At 58.6% G+C, this 16,596-nt stretch carries 12 protein-coding genes and 1 riboswitch; of the genes, 8 read left to right on the forward strand and 4 right to left on the reverse strand.

Annotation, left to right across the window (positions count from 1 at the left end):
* The first annotated feature begins 15 nt into the window (after positions 1 to 15).
* From H2Z84_RS20260 to H2Z84_RS20270, 3 genes are read left to right on the forward strand one after another with little or no spacing between them, the layout of a single operon-like run.
* Positions 16 to 1,773, forward strand: a complete 1,758-nt coding sequence (locus tag H2Z84_RS20260) for a type I secretion system permease/ATPase (RefSeq protein ID WP_181837589.1) — start codon at positions 16 to 18, stop codon at positions 1,771 to 1,773.
* Positions 1,770 to 3,143, forward strand: coding sequence for an HlyD family type I secretion periplasmic adaptor subunit (locus tag H2Z84_RS20265; protein ID WP_181837590.1), 1,374 nt, complete (start codon positions 1,770 to 1,772; stop codon positions 3,141 to 3,143). The genes H2Z84_RS20260 and H2Z84_RS20265 overlap by 4 nt, the downstream gene beginning before the upstream one ends.
* On the forward strand, positions 3,144 to 4,502 hold the full coding sequence (locus H2Z84_RS20270) for a TolC family outer membrane protein (protein WP_181837591.1): 1,359 nt from the start codon (positions 3,144 to 3,146) through the stop codon (positions 4,500 to 4,502). It begins immediately after the preceding gene.
* 207 nt (positions 4,503 to 4,709) lie between these two features.
* Here the strand turns inward: H2Z84_RS20270 and H2Z84_RS20275 are convergent, their stop codons facing one another.
* The 4 genes from H2Z84_RS20275 to rlmD all read right to left on the reverse strand — a co-directional run bounded on the left by H2Z84_RS20275 (position 4,710) and on the right by rlmD (position 11,688).
* On the reverse strand, positions 4,710 to 8,030 hold the full coding sequence (locus tag H2Z84_RS20275; protein ID WP_181837592.1) for a putative Ig domain-containing protein: 3,321 nt from the start codon (positions 8,028 to 8,030) through the stop codon (positions 4,710 to 4,712).
* Positions 8,031 to 8,093: 63 nt separating this feature from the next.
* A riboswitch (cyclic di-GMP riboswitch) is annotated at positions 8,094 to 8,183 on the reverse strand.
* 370 nt (positions 8,184 to 8,553) lie between these two features.
* Complete coding sequence (locus tag H2Z84_RS20280; RefSeq protein ID WP_220272928.1) at positions 8,554 to 9,450, reverse strand: GIY-YIG nuclease family protein; 897 nt, start codon at positions 9,448 to 9,450, stop codon at positions 8,554 to 8,556.
* A 20-nt stretch (positions 9,451 to 9,470) separates the two neighbouring features.
* The gene (locus tag H2Z84_RS20285; protein WP_181837594.1) at positions 9,471 to 9,839 is read right to left on the reverse strand and encodes a YggL 50S ribosome-binding family protein; all 369 of its coding nucleotides are present in this window, start codon (positions 9,837 to 9,839) and stop codon (positions 9,471 to 9,473) included.
* A gap of 262 nt (positions 9,840 to 10,101) precedes the next feature.
* Positions 10,102 to 11,688, reverse strand: a complete 1,587-nt coding sequence (rlmD, locus tag H2Z84_RS20290) for a 23S rRNA (uracil(1939)-C(5))-methyltransferase RlmD (RefSeq protein ID WP_181837595.1) — start codon at positions 11,686 to 11,688, stop codon at positions 10,102 to 10,104.
* A 138-nt stretch (positions 11,689 to 11,826) separates the two neighbouring features.
* Between rlmD and H2Z84_RS20295 the strand changes: the two genes are divergently transcribed.
* From H2Z84_RS20295 to H2Z84_RS20315, 5 genes are all read left to right on the forward strand, one after another.
* Positions 11,827 to 12,732: a L,D-transpeptidase gene (locus tag H2Z84_RS20295; RefSeq protein ID WP_181837596.1), complete on the forward strand. Its 906-nt coding sequence runs from the start codon at positions 11,827 to 11,829 to the stop codon at positions 12,730 to 12,732.
* A gap of 131 nt (positions 12,733 to 12,863) precedes the next feature.
* Complete coding sequence (locus H2Z84_RS20300; protein WP_181837597.1) at positions 12,864 to 13,460, forward strand: Ntn hydrolase family protein; 597 nt, start codon at positions 12,864 to 12,866, stop codon at positions 13,458 to 13,460.
* Positions 13,457 to 14,338 carry an Hsp33 family molecular chaperone HslO gene (gene hslO / locus H2Z84_RS20305; protein ID WP_181837598.1) on the forward strand — a complete coding sequence of 294 codons (882 nt, stop codon included), beginning with the start codon at positions 13,457 to 13,459 and terminating at the stop codon, positions 14,336 to 14,338. The genes H2Z84_RS20300 and hslO overlap by 4 nt, the downstream gene beginning before the upstream one ends.
* A 196-nt stretch (positions 14,339 to 14,534) precedes the next feature.
* Complete coding sequence (locus H2Z84_RS20310) at positions 14,535 to 15,626, forward strand: polyamine ABC transporter substrate-binding protein (RefSeq protein WP_181837599.1); 1,092 nt, start codon at positions 14,535 to 14,537, stop codon at positions 15,624 to 15,626.
* A gap of 215 nt (positions 15,627 to 15,841) precedes the next feature.
* Entirely contained in the window at positions 15,842 to 16,549 is a 708-nt protein-coding gene (locus H2Z84_RS20315) for a GAF domain-containing protein (protein ID WP_181837600.1), read from the forward strand.
* Positions 16,550 to 16,596: the final 47 nt, after the last annotated feature.

A 16,596-nucleotide genomic window follows, 5' to 3' on the forward strand; every position in this document is an offset into this window, starting at 1 on the left:
CTGAGTCCCTTGCCGATGAAACATCATTTAGCATCCCGCTCCGAATTGTCCCAGGTCTTGCAAACCTTCAAGCAGACCTTTTACCAGCTGGGTGCTTTCAGTGCCGTCATCAATCTGCTGATGCTGCTGCCTTCCATCTACATGCTGCAGATTTACGACCGGGTTTTGCACAGCCGCAATGAAACCACGCTGCTGATGCTGACCTTGCTGATGCTGGGGCTGTACGGGCTGATGTCTGTGCTGGAGCTGGTGCGCTCTTCGGTGCTGATCCGGGTGGGCAACCGGCTGGATATGCAGCTGAATTTCCGGGTATTCACCGCCGCCTTCGAGCGCAATCTGCGCAAGAACAATGGCAATGCCTCGCAAGCGCTGCATGACCTGACCAGCGTGCGCCAGTTTCTCACCGGCAACGGGCTGTTCGCATTTTTCGATGCGCCGTGGGCGCCCATCTACCTCGCCGTTACCTTCATGTTTCACTGGATTCTCGGTTTGTTTGTGCTGGGTGGCATGATCATCCTGTGCCTGCTGGCCTGGCTGACCGAGCGCTCCACCCGCAAGCCGCTGGCCGAGGCCAATCAAGCATCCATCGCTGCCGGCAACTACGCTAATAACAATCTGCGCAACGCCGAAGTGATCGAGGCCATGGGCATGCTGCCGGCCTTGCGCGAACGCTGGTTCCTGTTTCAGAGCCGGGTGCTGGAAAAGCAGACCGAAGCCTCCGACAAGGCTGCCCGCATCGGTGCGCTGTCCAAGCTGGTGCGGTTGTCGCTGCAATCGCTGGTGCTGGCTGTCGGTGCCTTGCTGGCCATCCAGAATGAAATATCCCCCGGCATGATGATTGCCGGTTCCATCCTGATGGGGCGGGCATTGCAGCCGGTGGAAATGGCCATCGGCACCTGGAAGCAGCTCAACAGCGCACGCGCGGCCTATCAGCGGCTGGAAGAGCTATTGGCCGAATTCCCCGCCCGCATCAGCGGCATGAGCTTGCCACGTCCGCAGGGCAGGGTGCAGGTAGAAAATGTGGTGGCAGCTGCACCCGGCAGCGGTGTGCCGATTCTCAAGGGCATCAATTTTGCCATCGAGCATGGCGATATCGTGGGCGTGGTCGGCCCCAGTGCTGCCGGCAAGTCCACGCTGGCCCGGCTGCTGGTGGGCATCTGGCCGGCGCACTCGGGCAAGGTCAGGTTGGATGGTGCCGACATCTTTCAGTGGAACAAGGACGAGCTGGGGCCGCATATCGGTTATCTGCCGCAGGATGTCGAACTGTTTGATGGCAGCATCGCTGAAAACATCGCCCGCTTTGGCGATATTGATTCGGAGCGCGTCATCGAGGCAGCCAGCCGGGCCGGCGTGCACGAGATGATTCTGCACTTTGCCCAGGGCTACGATACCCGGCTGGGTGACGGTGGTCACCGGCTCTCCGGTGGCCAGAAACAGCGCATCGGCCTGGCCCGTGCCATCTATGCCAGCCCCGCCTTCGTGGTGCTGGATGAACCCAATTCCAATCTGGATGATGTCGGCGAGCAGGCACTCATCCATACCGTAATGGACCTGAAAGCGCATGGCACCACCGTGGTGCTGATCACCCATCGCACCAGCATTCTCAATGCAGTGGACAAACTGCTGGTGATGCGTGAAGGTCAACTGCATCTGTTTGGCCCACGCGATCAGGTCTTGTATGCCCTGAGCCAGGCCGCGCAGCAGGTCTTGCAGCAACAACAGGCGGCCATGCAGGGCCAGGCTGACCAGACTTCCGACGAGAACCACGCATGAGCCTGTTCAAAAAACTGACACGCCCGGCTCGCGATAGCGCGCAAACCCCAGCAGAAAATGCCGCAGTCGCGCGCTTTGGCCGGGTGGATACCGACGATCAGCGCATTGGTCGCTGGGGCATGAAAATCGTGCTGATCGGCTTTGGCGGCTTTTTGCTGTGGGCTGCATTGGCGCCGCTGGATGAAGGTGTTACCGCCAATGGCAGTGTCACCGTTGCCAGCAATCGCCAGACCGTGCAGCACCTGACCGGCGGCAGTATCGAAAAGCTGCTGGTGGGCGAGGGGGACGTGGTGAAGAAGGGGCAGCCGCTGATCCAGCTCAACGACACCGAGGCCCGCGCCCAAATGGGCAGCACGCTGGCACAGTTCATCAGTGCCCGTGCCATCGAAGACCGGCTGCTGGCGGAGCGTGCCGGCCTGCCCACGCTGGTTTTCTCCGACGAGCTGAACGCGTTGGCCAGCGATACGCGGGTGGCGCAGGCCAGGCAGCTGCAAACCCAGTTGTTCAACACCCGCCGCGACGGCTTGCGCAATGAACTGAAGGCGCAGGATGAAAATATCGCGGGTCTGCAACAACAGCTGCGTGGCTTTCAGGGGGTAAAGGCGGCGCGTGCCGAGCAGAGTAAATGGCAGGACAAGGAGCTGGAAGGCATCCGTGATCTGGCTGCCGGTGGCTATGTGCCGAAAAACCGCCTGTATCAACTGGAGCGCGGGGCGGCCGAGCTGCGGGGCGAACTGGCTGACACCATCGCCAATATCGGCCGCGTCCAGGACAGCATTGCCGAAACCAAGCTGCGCCGTATCGCACGCCAGCAGGATTACCAGAAGGAAGTGGAGTCGCAGCTCACCGACATCCAGAAAGAAACCGATGCCTTGCGCGACCGCCTGACAGCCCAGCGCTACGTGGTGGCCAACAGCACCATTCGCGCACCGATTGATGGCCTGGTGGCCGGACTGAAGGTCCATACCGTTGGCGGTGTGGTGCAGGCCGGCCAGGCCTTGATGGATGTAGTGCCTACCAGTCAGCCGCTGCTGATTGAAGCCGCCGTCGATCCAGCGATGAGTGCCAAGGTACGCAGCGGGCTGCCGGTGGATGTCACTTTCCCTGCCTTGAATCAGCAAACCACCCCGGTGATTCCCGGCGTAGTGGCTACTTTCTCGGCTGACCGGCTGCTGGATCCGAAAACTGGTGCGCCTTACTACCTGGCGCAAGTCAAGGTCACCCCGGCCGGCATGAAACTGCTGGGAGACCAGCCGGTCAAGCCTGGCATGCCTGCCACCATCGTCATCCGCAATGGTGAGCGTACCATGCTGCGCTATTTGCTCAAGCCAGTCATGGATCGCATGAATCTGGCGTTCAAGGAGAGCTGAATGGCCGCTTGCCACACCATGCGTCTTCCTGTCCTGCTGGCTTGCTATGCCATGCTGTGCCTGCCTGTGGCCAGTGCGTATGGCTTGCTGGAGGGGTTTCAACTGGCGCGCCTCAATGATGCGCAATACCAGGCAGCCACTGCCGAGCGCGAGGCAGGTGAAGCCAACAGGCCAATGGGCCGGGCACAACTGCTGCCAACACTGAATGCCAGCTTCAATCGCAGCAAGGTGACAGGCTCGGATACCGCGCCGGATTTCTTCGGCACGCTGAATACCTCGCCGCTCAAGTATATGAGTCAGGATGCCGCCATCCAGCTGCGTCAGCCCATTTTCAATCTGCAGCGCTGGGCCATGTATCAGCAGGGCAATGCCCGTGCCGATTACAGCCAGGCGATTTTTTCGCGCAAGGAATACGAACTGGCGGTGCGCTATCTGACCAGCTATCTGGGCCTGCTGCTATCGCAGAAGAACATCGCCTTGAGCGAGGCCAAGCTGCAGGCGCTCAGCGGCACGCGCTTGCAGGCGCAAAAGCTGTTTGATCAGGGCGATGGCACCATCACCGATATTCGCGATGCCGAGGCGCGCATGGCGCTGTCCGAGGCCGAGCTGATCGAGGCACGTAATATGCAGGCCATTGCCGAGCGCAGCCTGGCGGCCATTACCGGCGAGACCGCCCGGCAACTGGCCGAACCGGAGCCGGGTATCGTGCAGTATCTGGGGGCGAGCGGGCAGATGGCGGACTGGCGTGAACAGGCCTTGCAACACAGCCCCGATATCCAGGCGGCGCAGATGAATGTGCGTATTGCCGAGCAAGAGCACAAGAAAGCCCGGGCGGCCAATTATCCCAGTCTTGATCTGGTCGCCAGCAAGGACCGCTCCAGTGCCAGTTCGGTGTCCACCATCAATCAACGCATTACCCAGAATGTGATCGGTGTCGAGTTAAGCGTGCCGCTGTTCAATGGCGGTTTCAATTCCGCCCAGATCACCCAGAGCGGAGCGCTGTATCGCCAGGCGCTGGCCGAACTGGACAATGCCCGTACACAGGTTGAGCTGGAAGTGGCCAAGCAGTTTTATGGCGTCAGCAGCGGTGTGCGCAAAGTGGCGGCCTTGCAAACGGCGGTGAGCGCCAGCGAGGAAACCGTCAAGGCCAGCAAGCTGGGTCTGGCCGCCGGTGTAAAAACCCTGACCGATATTCTTAATAGTGAAGAGCAGCTGTACCAGGCAAAGCGCGATTTGCTGCTGGCACAGTACAACCAGCTGGTTAGCTGGATCGCGCTGCGGGCCGATTCCGGCATTCTGAGCCCGCAGGATCTGGCACTGCTGGATCAGCATTTCACGCATCCGGCTGCCGCGCGCTAGCAGCCCCTTTCCCCTTGGGCAGCAGTTTGGTCTGCATTGCACGCAGTGCTGGTCGCAACTGGCGCTCCTTCTCGTCCTGCCCCTGCTTATCTTGATGCCTGCCATCAGCCCGCAAAGCAACAGACCCGGCGTGGCCGGGTCTGTGGTCGTGCTCATCAAACAGGGTGTTGCCAGCAATGCGCTGCGCTGTTCACCTCTGTTGCGGGCTTATGCCGCATGAGCCAGCGTGGCATCGTTCATGTTGACACCCACCAGTGAAATGGCAGGCGCGTCGGCACTCAGCAGCGGGTGCGGCGAGGCGGCCACTCCGCCAATCGACAGCGAGAAGGTTTCACTGGCCGACAGGCCGGAAGTATCGGTGGCCTTTACCGTGATAGTGGCCGACTCGGTCTGGCTACCCATGGTGGCGACAAAGCTGTCGGTTTTGGGGTTGAAGGTAATCCAGCTGGGCAGCGCCTGGCCGTTGGCCTGGCTTGCGCTATAGCTTAGGGTCTGCCCTTGCGGATCGGTAAACGTGCCCTGCGGTACGCTGATATTGAGGGTGCCATTGGCGTTGAAACTGATGGCCAGCGGCAAAGGATTGACCAGCGGCGCTTTCAGTGCGGTGGCCACATCATTGATGGTAAAGGTTTCCGAGGTCGACAGGCCGGCGCTATCGGTGGCGGTCAATTTGACCACGAAGCTGCCTGCCGTGGTGGGGGCCGTGCCGGAGAAGGTTTCGGTCTGGGCATTGAATGCCAGCCAGGATGGCAAGGCCTGGCCATTGCTCAGCGCCGCCTTGTAAGTCAGTGCCAGCCCTTGCGGATCGACAAAGGTATTGGACGGCAGGCTAATGCTAAAAGCCTTGCCGGCATTGATGGTTTGCGTCGCCGTCTGCAGGTTGAGCGTGGGTGCGACGTAGCTGTCGTTCAGGGTAAAGGTTTCCGAGGTCGACAGGCCGGCCTGATTGCTGGCACTGACCAGCAGCGACAGCGTGGTGTTGGCCGTGGGTGCCATGCCGGAGAAAGTTTGCGTTTGGGCATTGAAGCTCAGCCAGGATGGCAGCGCCGCGCCACTGGCCAGCTTGGCGGTATAGGCCAGGGTCTCGCCTTGCGGGTCGGTAAAGGTGCCGGCCGGCAGGGCGAAGCTGAAACTGTGGCCAGGGGTGACCAGCTGGGTTGTCGTGGCCTTGCTCAGCGTCGGCGCATAGGCGGTATCGCTGATGGTAAAGCTTTCTGTTGCCGACAGCCCTGCCGTGTCCGTGACCTTTACCAGGATAGGGGTGCTGCTGGAGGACACCGGGGTGGTGCCGGACAAGGTGTTGGTTGCGGCATTGAATGTCATCCAGGAGGGCAGGGCCTGGCCATTGGCTTGGGTGACCTTGTAGCTGAGCGCCAGCCCTTGCGGGTCGTTGAAAACACTGGCCAGTGACAGCGAGAAGGCGTGGTTGGCTGCCAGCGTCTGGTTGGCCGTCTGGGCCTGCAGAACCGGGGCAACATAAGCATCATTCAGCGTGAAGCTTTCGGCTACGCTCAGGCCGGCTTGGTTGGTGGCAGTCACCTGCAGTGCCAGCGTGGTATTCGCCGTGGGTGCCGTGCCGGAGAAGGTCTGTGTCTGGGCATTGAAGCTCAGCCAGGACGGCAGCGCTGCACCGCTGGCCAGCTTGGCGCTGTAGCTGAGGGTTTCGCCTTGCGGGTCGGTAAAGGTGCCGGCAGGCAGGGCAAAGCTGAAACTGCGACCCGGTGTAACCAACTGACCTGCAGTGGCTTTGGCCAGAATCGGTGCAAGAGCCGTGTCGGTGATGGAGAAGGTTTCCGATGCAGACAACCCTGCGGTATCGGTCACCGTCACCAGCAGCTGTGTGCTGCTGGAGGATACCGGTGTGGTGCCGGACAGAGTGTTGGTCTGGGCGTTGAAGGTCATCCAGGAGGGCAGCGCTTGCCCATTGCTCTGGGTCACCTTGTAGGTCAAGGCCTGGCTTTGCGGGTCGGTAAAGGCATTGGCCAGCGATACCGAGAAGGCATGATTGGCTGCCAGCGTCTGATTGGCCGTCTGGTTGCTCAGGATGGGGGCCGCCGGTGTAATCGGTACCGTACCGCCCGCATTGTCGACGGTGATAGTATCGCCAGCGGCCAGCAAGCTGGCCAGACTGACTTCGAAAGTAGTGTTCCAGTACTGGCCGGTTTGCGAACCCCAGGGGTTGCGGATCTGCAAGTAACCATTGGCAGCATCGATGCCGTAAATCGACATGGCATGGCCGGCAACGAGTTGTACCTTGCCGCCAGCGTCATAGCTCCAGGTGTAGGACGACAAGACCAGATCATCACCGGCAGCCAGATCAGCCTTCAGCGTGCTCAGTACAGTAGCCGTGGAGATGCCGCTTTGTGAGCCGGTACCCGACAGAGAAGAATTATAAGTACGGCACAGCCAGCTGGTGCCATTGGCGCAAAAATCGGTAATCTGCGAGGCACCGGTGATGGCCTCCAGCGCATACTCCGGCAGGCCGCCATTGCCAATGGCAGTAAAGCTGTTGCCGGTATAACTGTTGCCGGTGGTGACATTGATCGACTGCAATTGGGCATAGGCTTTTTCCAGCAGGGTAGCCCACATATTGCTACCACTATTACAGCCGGTTTGCAGTGTGTTGTTGACGGTAACGTATTCGGTGGCGCCCTTGTAGTGGAAGGCCACGCCATAGCTGCCGTTACCGTTGACCGTAATCATGTTCTTGATGATGCCGGCGTTCTGGCTGGCTACTTCGGCAATGGAAGACAAGAAATAGCAGTCGCCCAGCTTGCCTTGATTGATATCGCTGGCAGAGGGGCCATTGCTACCGAACAGCGCCGCAGTGCTGGCGCTGTAGGTCATCTTGGAAGTGGTGCCGCTCACGGTGACGGTTGACGAAGGCAAATCCGTGCCTTGCAGCCATTTGCCGTTTAGATTGCTCAGCTGCGCTGCGCTGGAACCGACTGCCAGATTGCCCAGGCTGCTACTGGCAGCCGCGCCACCGGTCCACGATGCATTGGCGGCATTGCCGTTGACCAGGGCATTCAGGGTGTACAGGTGATAGCTGGATGCGCTTTCGCCGACATTCAGATTGGTGACAATCGTTTTCAGATCGTTGAACTGATTGGCCGACAGCGTGGTTTTGTTGGTGGTCAGTTCTGCAGACAAATCAGTCACCAGCTTGGCCAGTCCGGCTTCGGTAACGGTGCCCGCCATGGCATTCATATCGGCCTTTAGCACCGAGTCCGATAGCGTGGCAATCCAGGATGGTGCCGTGGTACTGCCCGTTTTCACCATGTTGCTGGCACTGCTCACCGTGCTGCTACCGGCCAGTGCCGTGGTACTGGCGGTGTTTGTGCTCACCGTCGTTGCCGTCAGGGTAGAGGTAGGGGTTGCGCTAAACAGCGAAGCCAAGGCCGACACGGACAGATCGCCCAGCCCGAGAAAGCCGGGGTCAGACAACAGCCCTTCGGCGGCCTTGGTCATGGCGGCATTGGCGAGGAGCTGATCTTGCTGGCGGGTCGAAGTATTCGAGGCGCTCATGGCTTTCCTTCAGAAGAGTAAGGCAAAGCTAAAGGAGCGCTTGCAGCTGGCACGGGGCGTGTCGCTGGCAACTGGCTGACATAAGCGGTAAAGCCGCCCGTAGTCCCTTTAGTTTTGCGTCGCCGGCTTTCACCGGTTTTGCCTATAACGGTCTAATTCTATGTGTGAAATTTCGTAAAAGGAAAAGGAAATTAACAATCTGTATCTGATCTGAGACAGATATCCAGCAAACGATGAATAGTGCTTCAAGCCAGTACTGCAGACGGTATGCCAGCGTGCCCATTGTTGGCCTACCACTATGCAGGCTAGCTGCTGCGAGGGACAAAAACCAAACCCCGGACACCGCGTGTTCTTGACTGAAACACGGGAGCCCGGGGCGGGCCAGATCGGATAGTACAGTTCGTACGCATGCAGTAATTGTTTCGTTTGCTGCAGGTTGGCCGCTACCCTGGCACTCAGCACTCGATAGGGTTTCAAACAAATTGATATCTAACCCATTTGGCTGCAGTCGCCGCGATAAAAGCTATATTTCGGCTAACTGGGTATTCTGCCAGTCTGCGTAGCTTTGTCCCGTATCGGGAATATGCCATTCAGTGCGGCCGTTGGCATTGCGCGCCAGGATGATGGCTGCGGCAGCGCTTGGGCTGTTGAAAGGGCAGTCCTCGGTGAAAACAAGCATGCCATTGTCAGTCGGCACCAGCTTCTTGGCGTCCTGCATGCCCTGATGCAGCTTTTTATAACTGGCCCACTTTTCATTTTCCCACTGTGCACGCGCTAGCGAACCCTTACGCACAATGAACTCACCGTCAATTTCCTGAGCGGTAGCACTGATGCCTTGCCGGTTGGTCAGGGCAAACAAAGGGGACTGCGTATTGCCACCTTGTTCTGTGCTTCCTTGTGTCACGGTTTGCGCAGGGATAGCACGGAGCAATTCCAGCCCCAGTGCCGGTAGCACGATCTGCAGTTGCTCGATCAGATACTGCATGTCGGCAATGTCGGCTTCTGGCAATACGCCATATTCGTTCTGCTTGCCTTTGACATTGGCCACAGACAAGCGCCCGGCATGGCTGGCAATTGAAATCAGCTTGCTTTCCACATAGCGCAAATGCCCTTTGGTGAGGTTGGCATCCTTGCTGGTAAAGATAAACATGCGATCCCAGAAATCCTTGCCACCGGCAGACTCTGGCTTGTTGTGCTGTGCCAGCCGGTCGCCCACGATTTCCGACTCACCGATATAAGCTACGCGGCTATCAGATTCTGCCGGGTCATCGCCCACCAGAATATACAGGCCGGCCCGCCCCGCCTCGGGCCGCTTGAGCACATCCGCCAGCCGCGAGCGTGGGGCGCTGATCACATGGCCGGTCCAGTTGATGATTTCAGCAGTAATGATGCCGCCGGGCGTGCCGTCTGCCAGAAACATGCGTATGGATTTGCCGTGGTTCACACCAGATCCATCCAGCTATCATCATGCCAGGCGTCCAGCAACTCGCTAGCTTCAGCGCTAGCAACGATGGGGTAGGCCTGCACCCAAGCCAGCAGGGCAGCGCGTTGTGCCAGGGTGACGCTGCCGCGTGTATAGGTGGTGACAAAGCCGCAGCACTCATCACCACCGTACGTCAGGCCAAGCGCTTCTACGTGTTCAATCAAGGCCGCGACGTAGCTGTCACGGGCAGCGCCTGCCAGCGGGGCGGCAAATTGTACCGACAAGCTAAAGCCCAGCTCCTGAAACTCACCTGCGTGGTGCTTCTTGAGCTGGCGGCGGTTCCAGTTGGCTTGGCGGCGACGGGACAGGGGAGCGATGTAGTTCATGGTTTACCTTGCAGTGGCCGAGGAGCAACAGATGTCCCAGGCAATAACGAATAATCAGAAAACTGTCTGCTACTGCGTACTGAACAGCCCCCAACCTATAAGCACTATTTAGTCCGCTGTGGGGCCGCCCATCGTAATAAGCCCCGGCGCAACCCTTGTGAATAGGGCATGCATCCGGGGTTTGTATGGAGGCAGGGTACTTGCAGCGTTCGCTCCGGGGTAAAGCTGGGGTCGAACGCGACAGGTAAACACCTAAAACAGCTTATTCCTTGCTGGAACCATCCTCGCCAGCGGCGGCATCACGTGCCTGCTGCTGGGCGGCACTTCTGGCGTCGTAATACTCCTTGTTATCCAGATAGTGCTGACGGCGGGCTTCCTTGGCAGCGGCTTTTTCTGCCAGTTCGGCCTGTTTACGGGCTTCTGCCTCGGCTTCCTGCTGCTTGCGGGCCTGACGCTTGGCTTCGCGGATGGCTTCTTCCGCCGCTTCCATGTCCGCCACTTCCTTCAGGCTCTTGGCCGGGCCGGTTTTTTCGAACCAGGCAACGGACTCGACGTGGGCGGTGTGCGGGAACATGTTAATGATGCCGGCGGCCTTGAGCGTATAGCCCTTGGTGTTCACCAGCACATTGGCGTCGCGCGCCAGGGTGGCCGGGTTACAGGACACATAGACAATGCGCTGCGGCGCGGTGTCGTCGGTCATGGCCTTGAGCAGCTGGATGGCGCCATCACGCGGCGGATCGACCAGCATCTTGTCGAACTTGCCCAGTGCGGCGAAGCTTTCCGGGGTGACATCGAACAGGTTGGCCATTTCATAGCTTACCTTGTCCTGCAAACCGTTATGGGTGGCATTTTCCACAGCACGTTTGACCAGTGCCTGGCTGCCTTCCATACCGTGGACATTGGCGCCGGAGCGGGCAATGGGCAGGGTGAAGTTGCCGATGCCACAGAACATGTCGGCAATGCGTTCGCCCGGTTGCGGGTCGAGGAAGCTGAGGGCGCGTGCCACCATCACCGCGTTGATCTGCGGGTTTACCTGGGTGAATTCGGTGGGGTAGTAGGGCATCTCTACGCCATATTGCGGCATGCTGTAAGTCAGCTTTGGCGCATCCAGCGGGTAGATGGGATAACAGGTGTCCGGGCCCGCCGGCTGCAGCCAGATTTGCAGCGGGCGCTGCGGCTGGCGGTGCTGGTCGGCAAACTGTTGCAGCAGCTTTTCGTCAGCTTTGCTGATGGCATCCATATTGCGGAATACCAGCACGTCTACCTTGTCGCCTACTGCTACTTCTACTTGCGGCATGCGGCTGTTGATCGACAGTTTGGCGATCATTTCACGCAGCGGCATGATCAGGTCGGAAATGTGCTTGGGCAGAATATGACACTCGCGCATTTCGGCGATATAGCTGGAGTTCTTCTCATGGAAGCCCACCAGCACGCCGCCCTTTTTCGCAACCAGGCGCGCCGACAGGCGGGCGCGGTGGCGGTAATGCCAGGTGGGGCCGGCAATCGGGGTGAGAATGCGCTCTGCCTTCACCTTGCCGATGAACTTGAGGTTGTCTTCCAGCACGCGCTGTTTGATGGCAACCTGCGCGGTAAACTCGACGTGTTGCATGGAACAGCCGCCACAAGTGCCGTAGTGCAGGCAGGCGGGCGTGGCGCGCATGAAGCTTTCCTTCAGCACGGCAGTGGTATCGGCGTTTTCGTACGTGGGCTTTTTGCGGTAGGCGCTGTATATTACCTTTTCATACGGCAGGGCACCGTCGATGAAAATGGTTTTGCCGTCGACGTGGGCGACCCCGCGGCCTTCGTGGTCAAGTGATTCGACCAGAGCAATGGTCTGTTGCTGAGTCATTGTATTCGTGTGATAAATCAGGCGGAAAAGCGTGATTTTCTCAAAATATGCGCCGCTGCGCAGGGGTTTTTGCCAGAGCGGTCGATATCGGGTTTCTGTTATGATGCCTTCAATCAAAAACTATTGGTCTGGTGCGCGATGAAGCAGTCGGTTTTTACTCTTGTACCTGGTGTGGTTCTACTGCTGGGCAGCATGGCTGGCTGGGCTGCCAACATGCCGGAGCCGGATATTCTGATCAGTCAGACCGGCCAGCATCTGGTGGTGAATCTGCCGCAGGCGCGGCTATTTTTGTACCAGGATGGCCGTCTACAAAAGATCTACCCGGTGGCGGTGGGCAAGATGCTGACCCAGACGCCGACCGGCAGCTATGCCATCACCGGCGTCTATCGTGATCCCAGCTGGCATGTGCCCAAGTCGATTCAGGACGAGCAGAAAAACCAGGGCAAGCCGGTGCTGACCGTGGTGCCGCCTGGCCCTGACAATCCGCTGGGCCCGGTGTTTATCCGCTTTGGCGAGGCCAAGCTGGGGCTGGGTTTTCATGGCACCAATGCGCCAGGCTCGGTGCCGGGCTTTCGCAGCCATGGCTGTATCCGGCTGAAAAACCCGGATGCCTTGAATCTGGCCGGTACAGTACAAAAAGGCGCGGCAGTGACCGTGGCTTACCAGACAGTGCTGCTAAACGAAGATGGTGCTGGCGAGCTGTGGCTGACTGCCTACAAGAACCACTACAAGCAGGATGACCCGTCCTTCCCCCATTTGGCCGACAGCCTGCTGGAGTGGCAGCGTACCCATTCGGTGGCGGTGGTGGGCAAGCGCGTGGATCATGCACTCAAGGAGCGCAGTGGCAAGCCGGTGTGCCTGACCTGCAAGAGCGACAGCGGCAATCCGGGTGAGCTGGCGGCAGTGCGCTGGTTGTCCCTGCCGCCGAAGGGCGGCGTTCCTGCCGAGCAACAGCAGGCAGTGCCGCAAGACCCGGCGGTCCAGTCCTACAACTCAGCAGGCAGCAAGCTCAAGCTGGTGAAGAAGCCCGCCGTGGTTTTGTAGGCTCTTAGTGTTTGCTGGATGATGACAAGGCCGACGCAAGTCGGCTTTGTGCTTGTCTGGGGGCGGCATACTTGCTTTTTTGCGTTGCGACCCTATATTAGCCCCTTCCCTTGTAAGCAGGCAGCGCAGTAATGACAACCATTGTGGCAGTGAGAAAAGGCAATCAGATTGCTATTGCCGCCGATAGCCAGACGACTTTTGGCGACGACCAGAAACTGCTGGCCGGATATGACTGTTTTCATAACAAGATTTTCCAGCATGGCGACAGCTATCTGGCGATTTCCGGCTCCGCTGCCCACGACCTGGTTTTGCAAGGTGCGTTGAAAGAGCTGAAGAAAAAGGACCTGACCAGTCGCAAGGGTATTTTCGATACCTTTCGCAAACTGCATCCCAAATTGAAAGACGGGTTTTACCTGCGTCCGGAAGAGGACGAAGAAGATCCCTATGAATCCAGCCAGATGATGGTGGTGATCGCCAATGCCCACGGTATTTTCGGTGTCTATCCCATGCGTGAGATCTACCAGTTTTCGCGTTTCTGGGCGATAGGTTCGGGGCGCAAATTCGCCATGGGGGCAATGTTTGCCGCTTATGAGCAGGATTTGAGTGCACGGGAAATCGCAGAAATCGGCGTGCGTGCTGGCTGCGAGTTTGATGTCAATTCCTGCTTGCCGATGACCGTCTATACCGTAGAAGTGGCCGAGGACGCCGCCAAGGAAAAAACAGCATGAGCCAACACGATACTTTGCAACGCTTCCTGTTTGATGGTGCACCGGTACGCGGTGCGCTGGTGCGCCTGGATGGCGCATGGCAGCAGGTGCTGGCACGCCGGGCCTATCCGGCAGCCCTGAAAACCATTCTGGGTGAAATGATGGCAGCAGCCGAACTGATGGCTGCCAATCTCAAGTTTGAAGGTGCAATGATTTTGCAGCTGCATGGCAGCGGCCCCTTGCGCCTGGCTGTGGTGGAGTGCAACCACGACCGCACGGTGCGCGCCACTGCCAAGTGGGATGGCGACCTGGCGGACGACGCTCCCATTCTGGAGCTGCTGGGCGGTAGCGGCCAGTTTGTCATCACGCTGGAGCCCCGCCACGACAAATCGCAAACCTGGCAAGGCATTGTGGCGCTGGAGGGCGACACCATCGGCCAGATGCTGGAAAACTACATGTTGCGTTCCGAGCAGCTGGAAACCCGCCTGGTTCTGGCCTGTAACGACAATACGGCGGCCGGCATGCTGTTGCAGCGTTTGCCGGACGGACATGGCGAGCCGGAAGGTTGGGAGCGCATCAGCATTCTGGGTGGCACCTTGCAGGCTGAAGAGCTGCTTGGCCTGTCGGCAGAGGATATTCTGCACCGGCTGTTTCATGAGGAAACGGTACGTGTGTTCGAGCCGGAGGGCGTCAGCTTTGCCTGTAACTGCAGCCAGGAGCGGGTGGGCAATATGCTGAAAATGCTGGGCGGCCAGGAAGTGGGTGAAGTGTTGCTGGAGCAGGGTAGCGTGGAAATTGTCTGCGACTATTGCAACCAGCATTATGTGTTTGACGAGGAGGATGCCAACACACTGTTCAATTACGATCTGCTGGCCGCGGTGCGCGAGGCGCGGCACTAGTCGCTGTGCTGTCTTGTTAGCCTGTGTCAAAACCGCCATATTCTGGCGGTTTTTGTCTTTGTGCTGGACCAAACTGCGACCTGCGAGCAGCCTGTCCATCGTGGCTGTTTAAGGAAATAGTAGATTTGATCATAAATGTGCTGATATTCTAAACAGGCACGCAGCATCAAACCTGTATCAAAGGAGTAGGGAAACAATGAAAAAAATGCTTGTAGGCGGCCTGCTGGCTGCATCTGCACTGGCTGCTCAGGCTGGCGCCCCGGTTGTTAACATCTACAACTGGTCGGATTACATTGCGCCCACCACGGTGCCTGATTTCAGCAAGAAAACCGGCATCAAGGTACGCTACGACGTGTATGACAGCATGGAAACGCTGAATGCCAAGCTGGTGACCGGCCGCTCTGGCTATGACATCACCGTGCCTTCCAATAATGTGCTGGAAGTGGGCATCAAGGCTGGTCTGTTCCAGCCGCTGGACAAGAGCAAGATCCCCAATTACAAGAACCTGGATCCGGCCCTGCTGAAGCTGATGGAAGCATCCGATCCGGGCAACAAGTACGCTGTGCCGTATTTCTGGGGCGTCATCACCCTGGGCATCAATGAAGACAAGGTGAAAAAGGCGCTGGGCGGCAAGCTGCCGGCCAATGAATGGGATCTGCTGTTCAAGCCGGAATATGTTTCCAAGCTGAAGTCCTGCGGCGTCAGCATTCTGGACTCTGCCTCTGACGTACTGCCCAAAGTACTGCATTACTATGGCAAGCAGCCGGGCAGCAATAACGAGGCCGACTACAAGGCTGTTACCCCGCAGCTGGCAGCCATCCGCAGCAGCATTACCCAGTTCTCGTCTTCCGGCTATATCAACGACATCGCCAACGGCGACGTCTGCCTGGCCATGGGTTATGGCGGCGACCTGAACATTGCCAAACGTCGCGCCGAAGAAGCCAAGCGCGGTGTGAACATCAAGGTGCTGATGCCGTCGTCTGGCGTGGCTTTCTGGGTGGACAGCATGACCATTCCGAAGGATTCGGCCAATGTGGCCAATGCGCTGGCCTTCATCAACTACACGTTGGACCCGCATGTGGCAGCCGCCAATGCCAACAAAGTGACTTACGCACCGGGTAGCCTGGCTGCACGTCCCTTTGTCGACAAGAAGTATCTGGCTGACCGTAGCATCTTCCCGACTGCAGATGACGTGAAGAAAGGCTTCATCATGAAGTCGGTTGATCCGAAGACCCTGCGCGTGTACTCGCGTCTGTGGCAAAACTTCAAGCTGGGCCGTGCCGGCTGATTCTGTTGCTGCCGGTTTGCAAAGAAAGCTCCCGCGAGGGAGCTTTTTTCATGTCCAGAGCAGCTGCCTGGCCATTGCCGCTGGCCGAAGAAGGCGGGAAACCACGCTGGTGAACGGGGCGACTTTTGCCGATGGTCTTGGTATCCTTGCAGGTTCGATCTTGTCGACGGCCAGATGGCTGCCGGCAAATGTTTATGCTAATGCCAGGAGTGTTGATGATACCCAACCGCCAGCTTAATGATTATGTGCGCGAACAGGGTTTGAAGCTTGACCGTACCGAACTGCAAATCGCCGTGATGACCCTGCAGGCGGTGCTGGACGTGGACAAGGCGCCGCTGCAGCGCGATTTGTTTCGCTATCCGGTGCCCAAGCTGAGCGAGGATGGCGCTTGCTCGCTGATCGAGGAACTGGCTGACGAGCCGTATGACCTGGCCCCCTGGTTTGACGGCGAGGGTGAGCAAGCCCGCAGCTTGCTGACCAATCTGAATGCGCTGGTGGATTCGGTGAATCACAAGATCGGTGCCGACTGGCTGGGCATCTATCGCCGCGCTGGCGAAGGCAAAGAGGCGCGCCTGGTCAAGCTGGCTTATCAGGGCCTGCCCAGCCGCGCTGAATTCCCTCTGACTGAAGCCTTTGCCGAAACCAGCAATAACAGCCGGGTGGGTCTGACAGGCTGGGGGGTGCTGATCGAAGATGTAGCGGCATGGCGGGCAGAGGGTGGCGGCTATTACGAATGCGACCCCAAGGTAAAAAGCGAAGTCTGCCTGCCTGTTGTTGACGCGCACGACCGGGTGCTGGGTATTCTGGATGCCGAATCCAGCCAGGCCGGTTTCTTCGACGAAAGCCGTTTGGTATGGCTGGCGGCATTGGCAATTGTTCTGGCCGCTCCCTTTGCGACCATGCCGCCGCTTGAAAAGATGTAACTTGCCCTCAGTTAAATAGTACTCACTATTACTAATTGCTTTGCGTG

The organism is Aquitalea aquatica, assembly GCF_013911085.1.
Taxonomy (GTDB): Bacteria; Pseudomonadota; Gammaproteobacteria; order Burkholderiales; family Chromobacteriaceae; genus Aquitalea; species Aquitalea aquatica.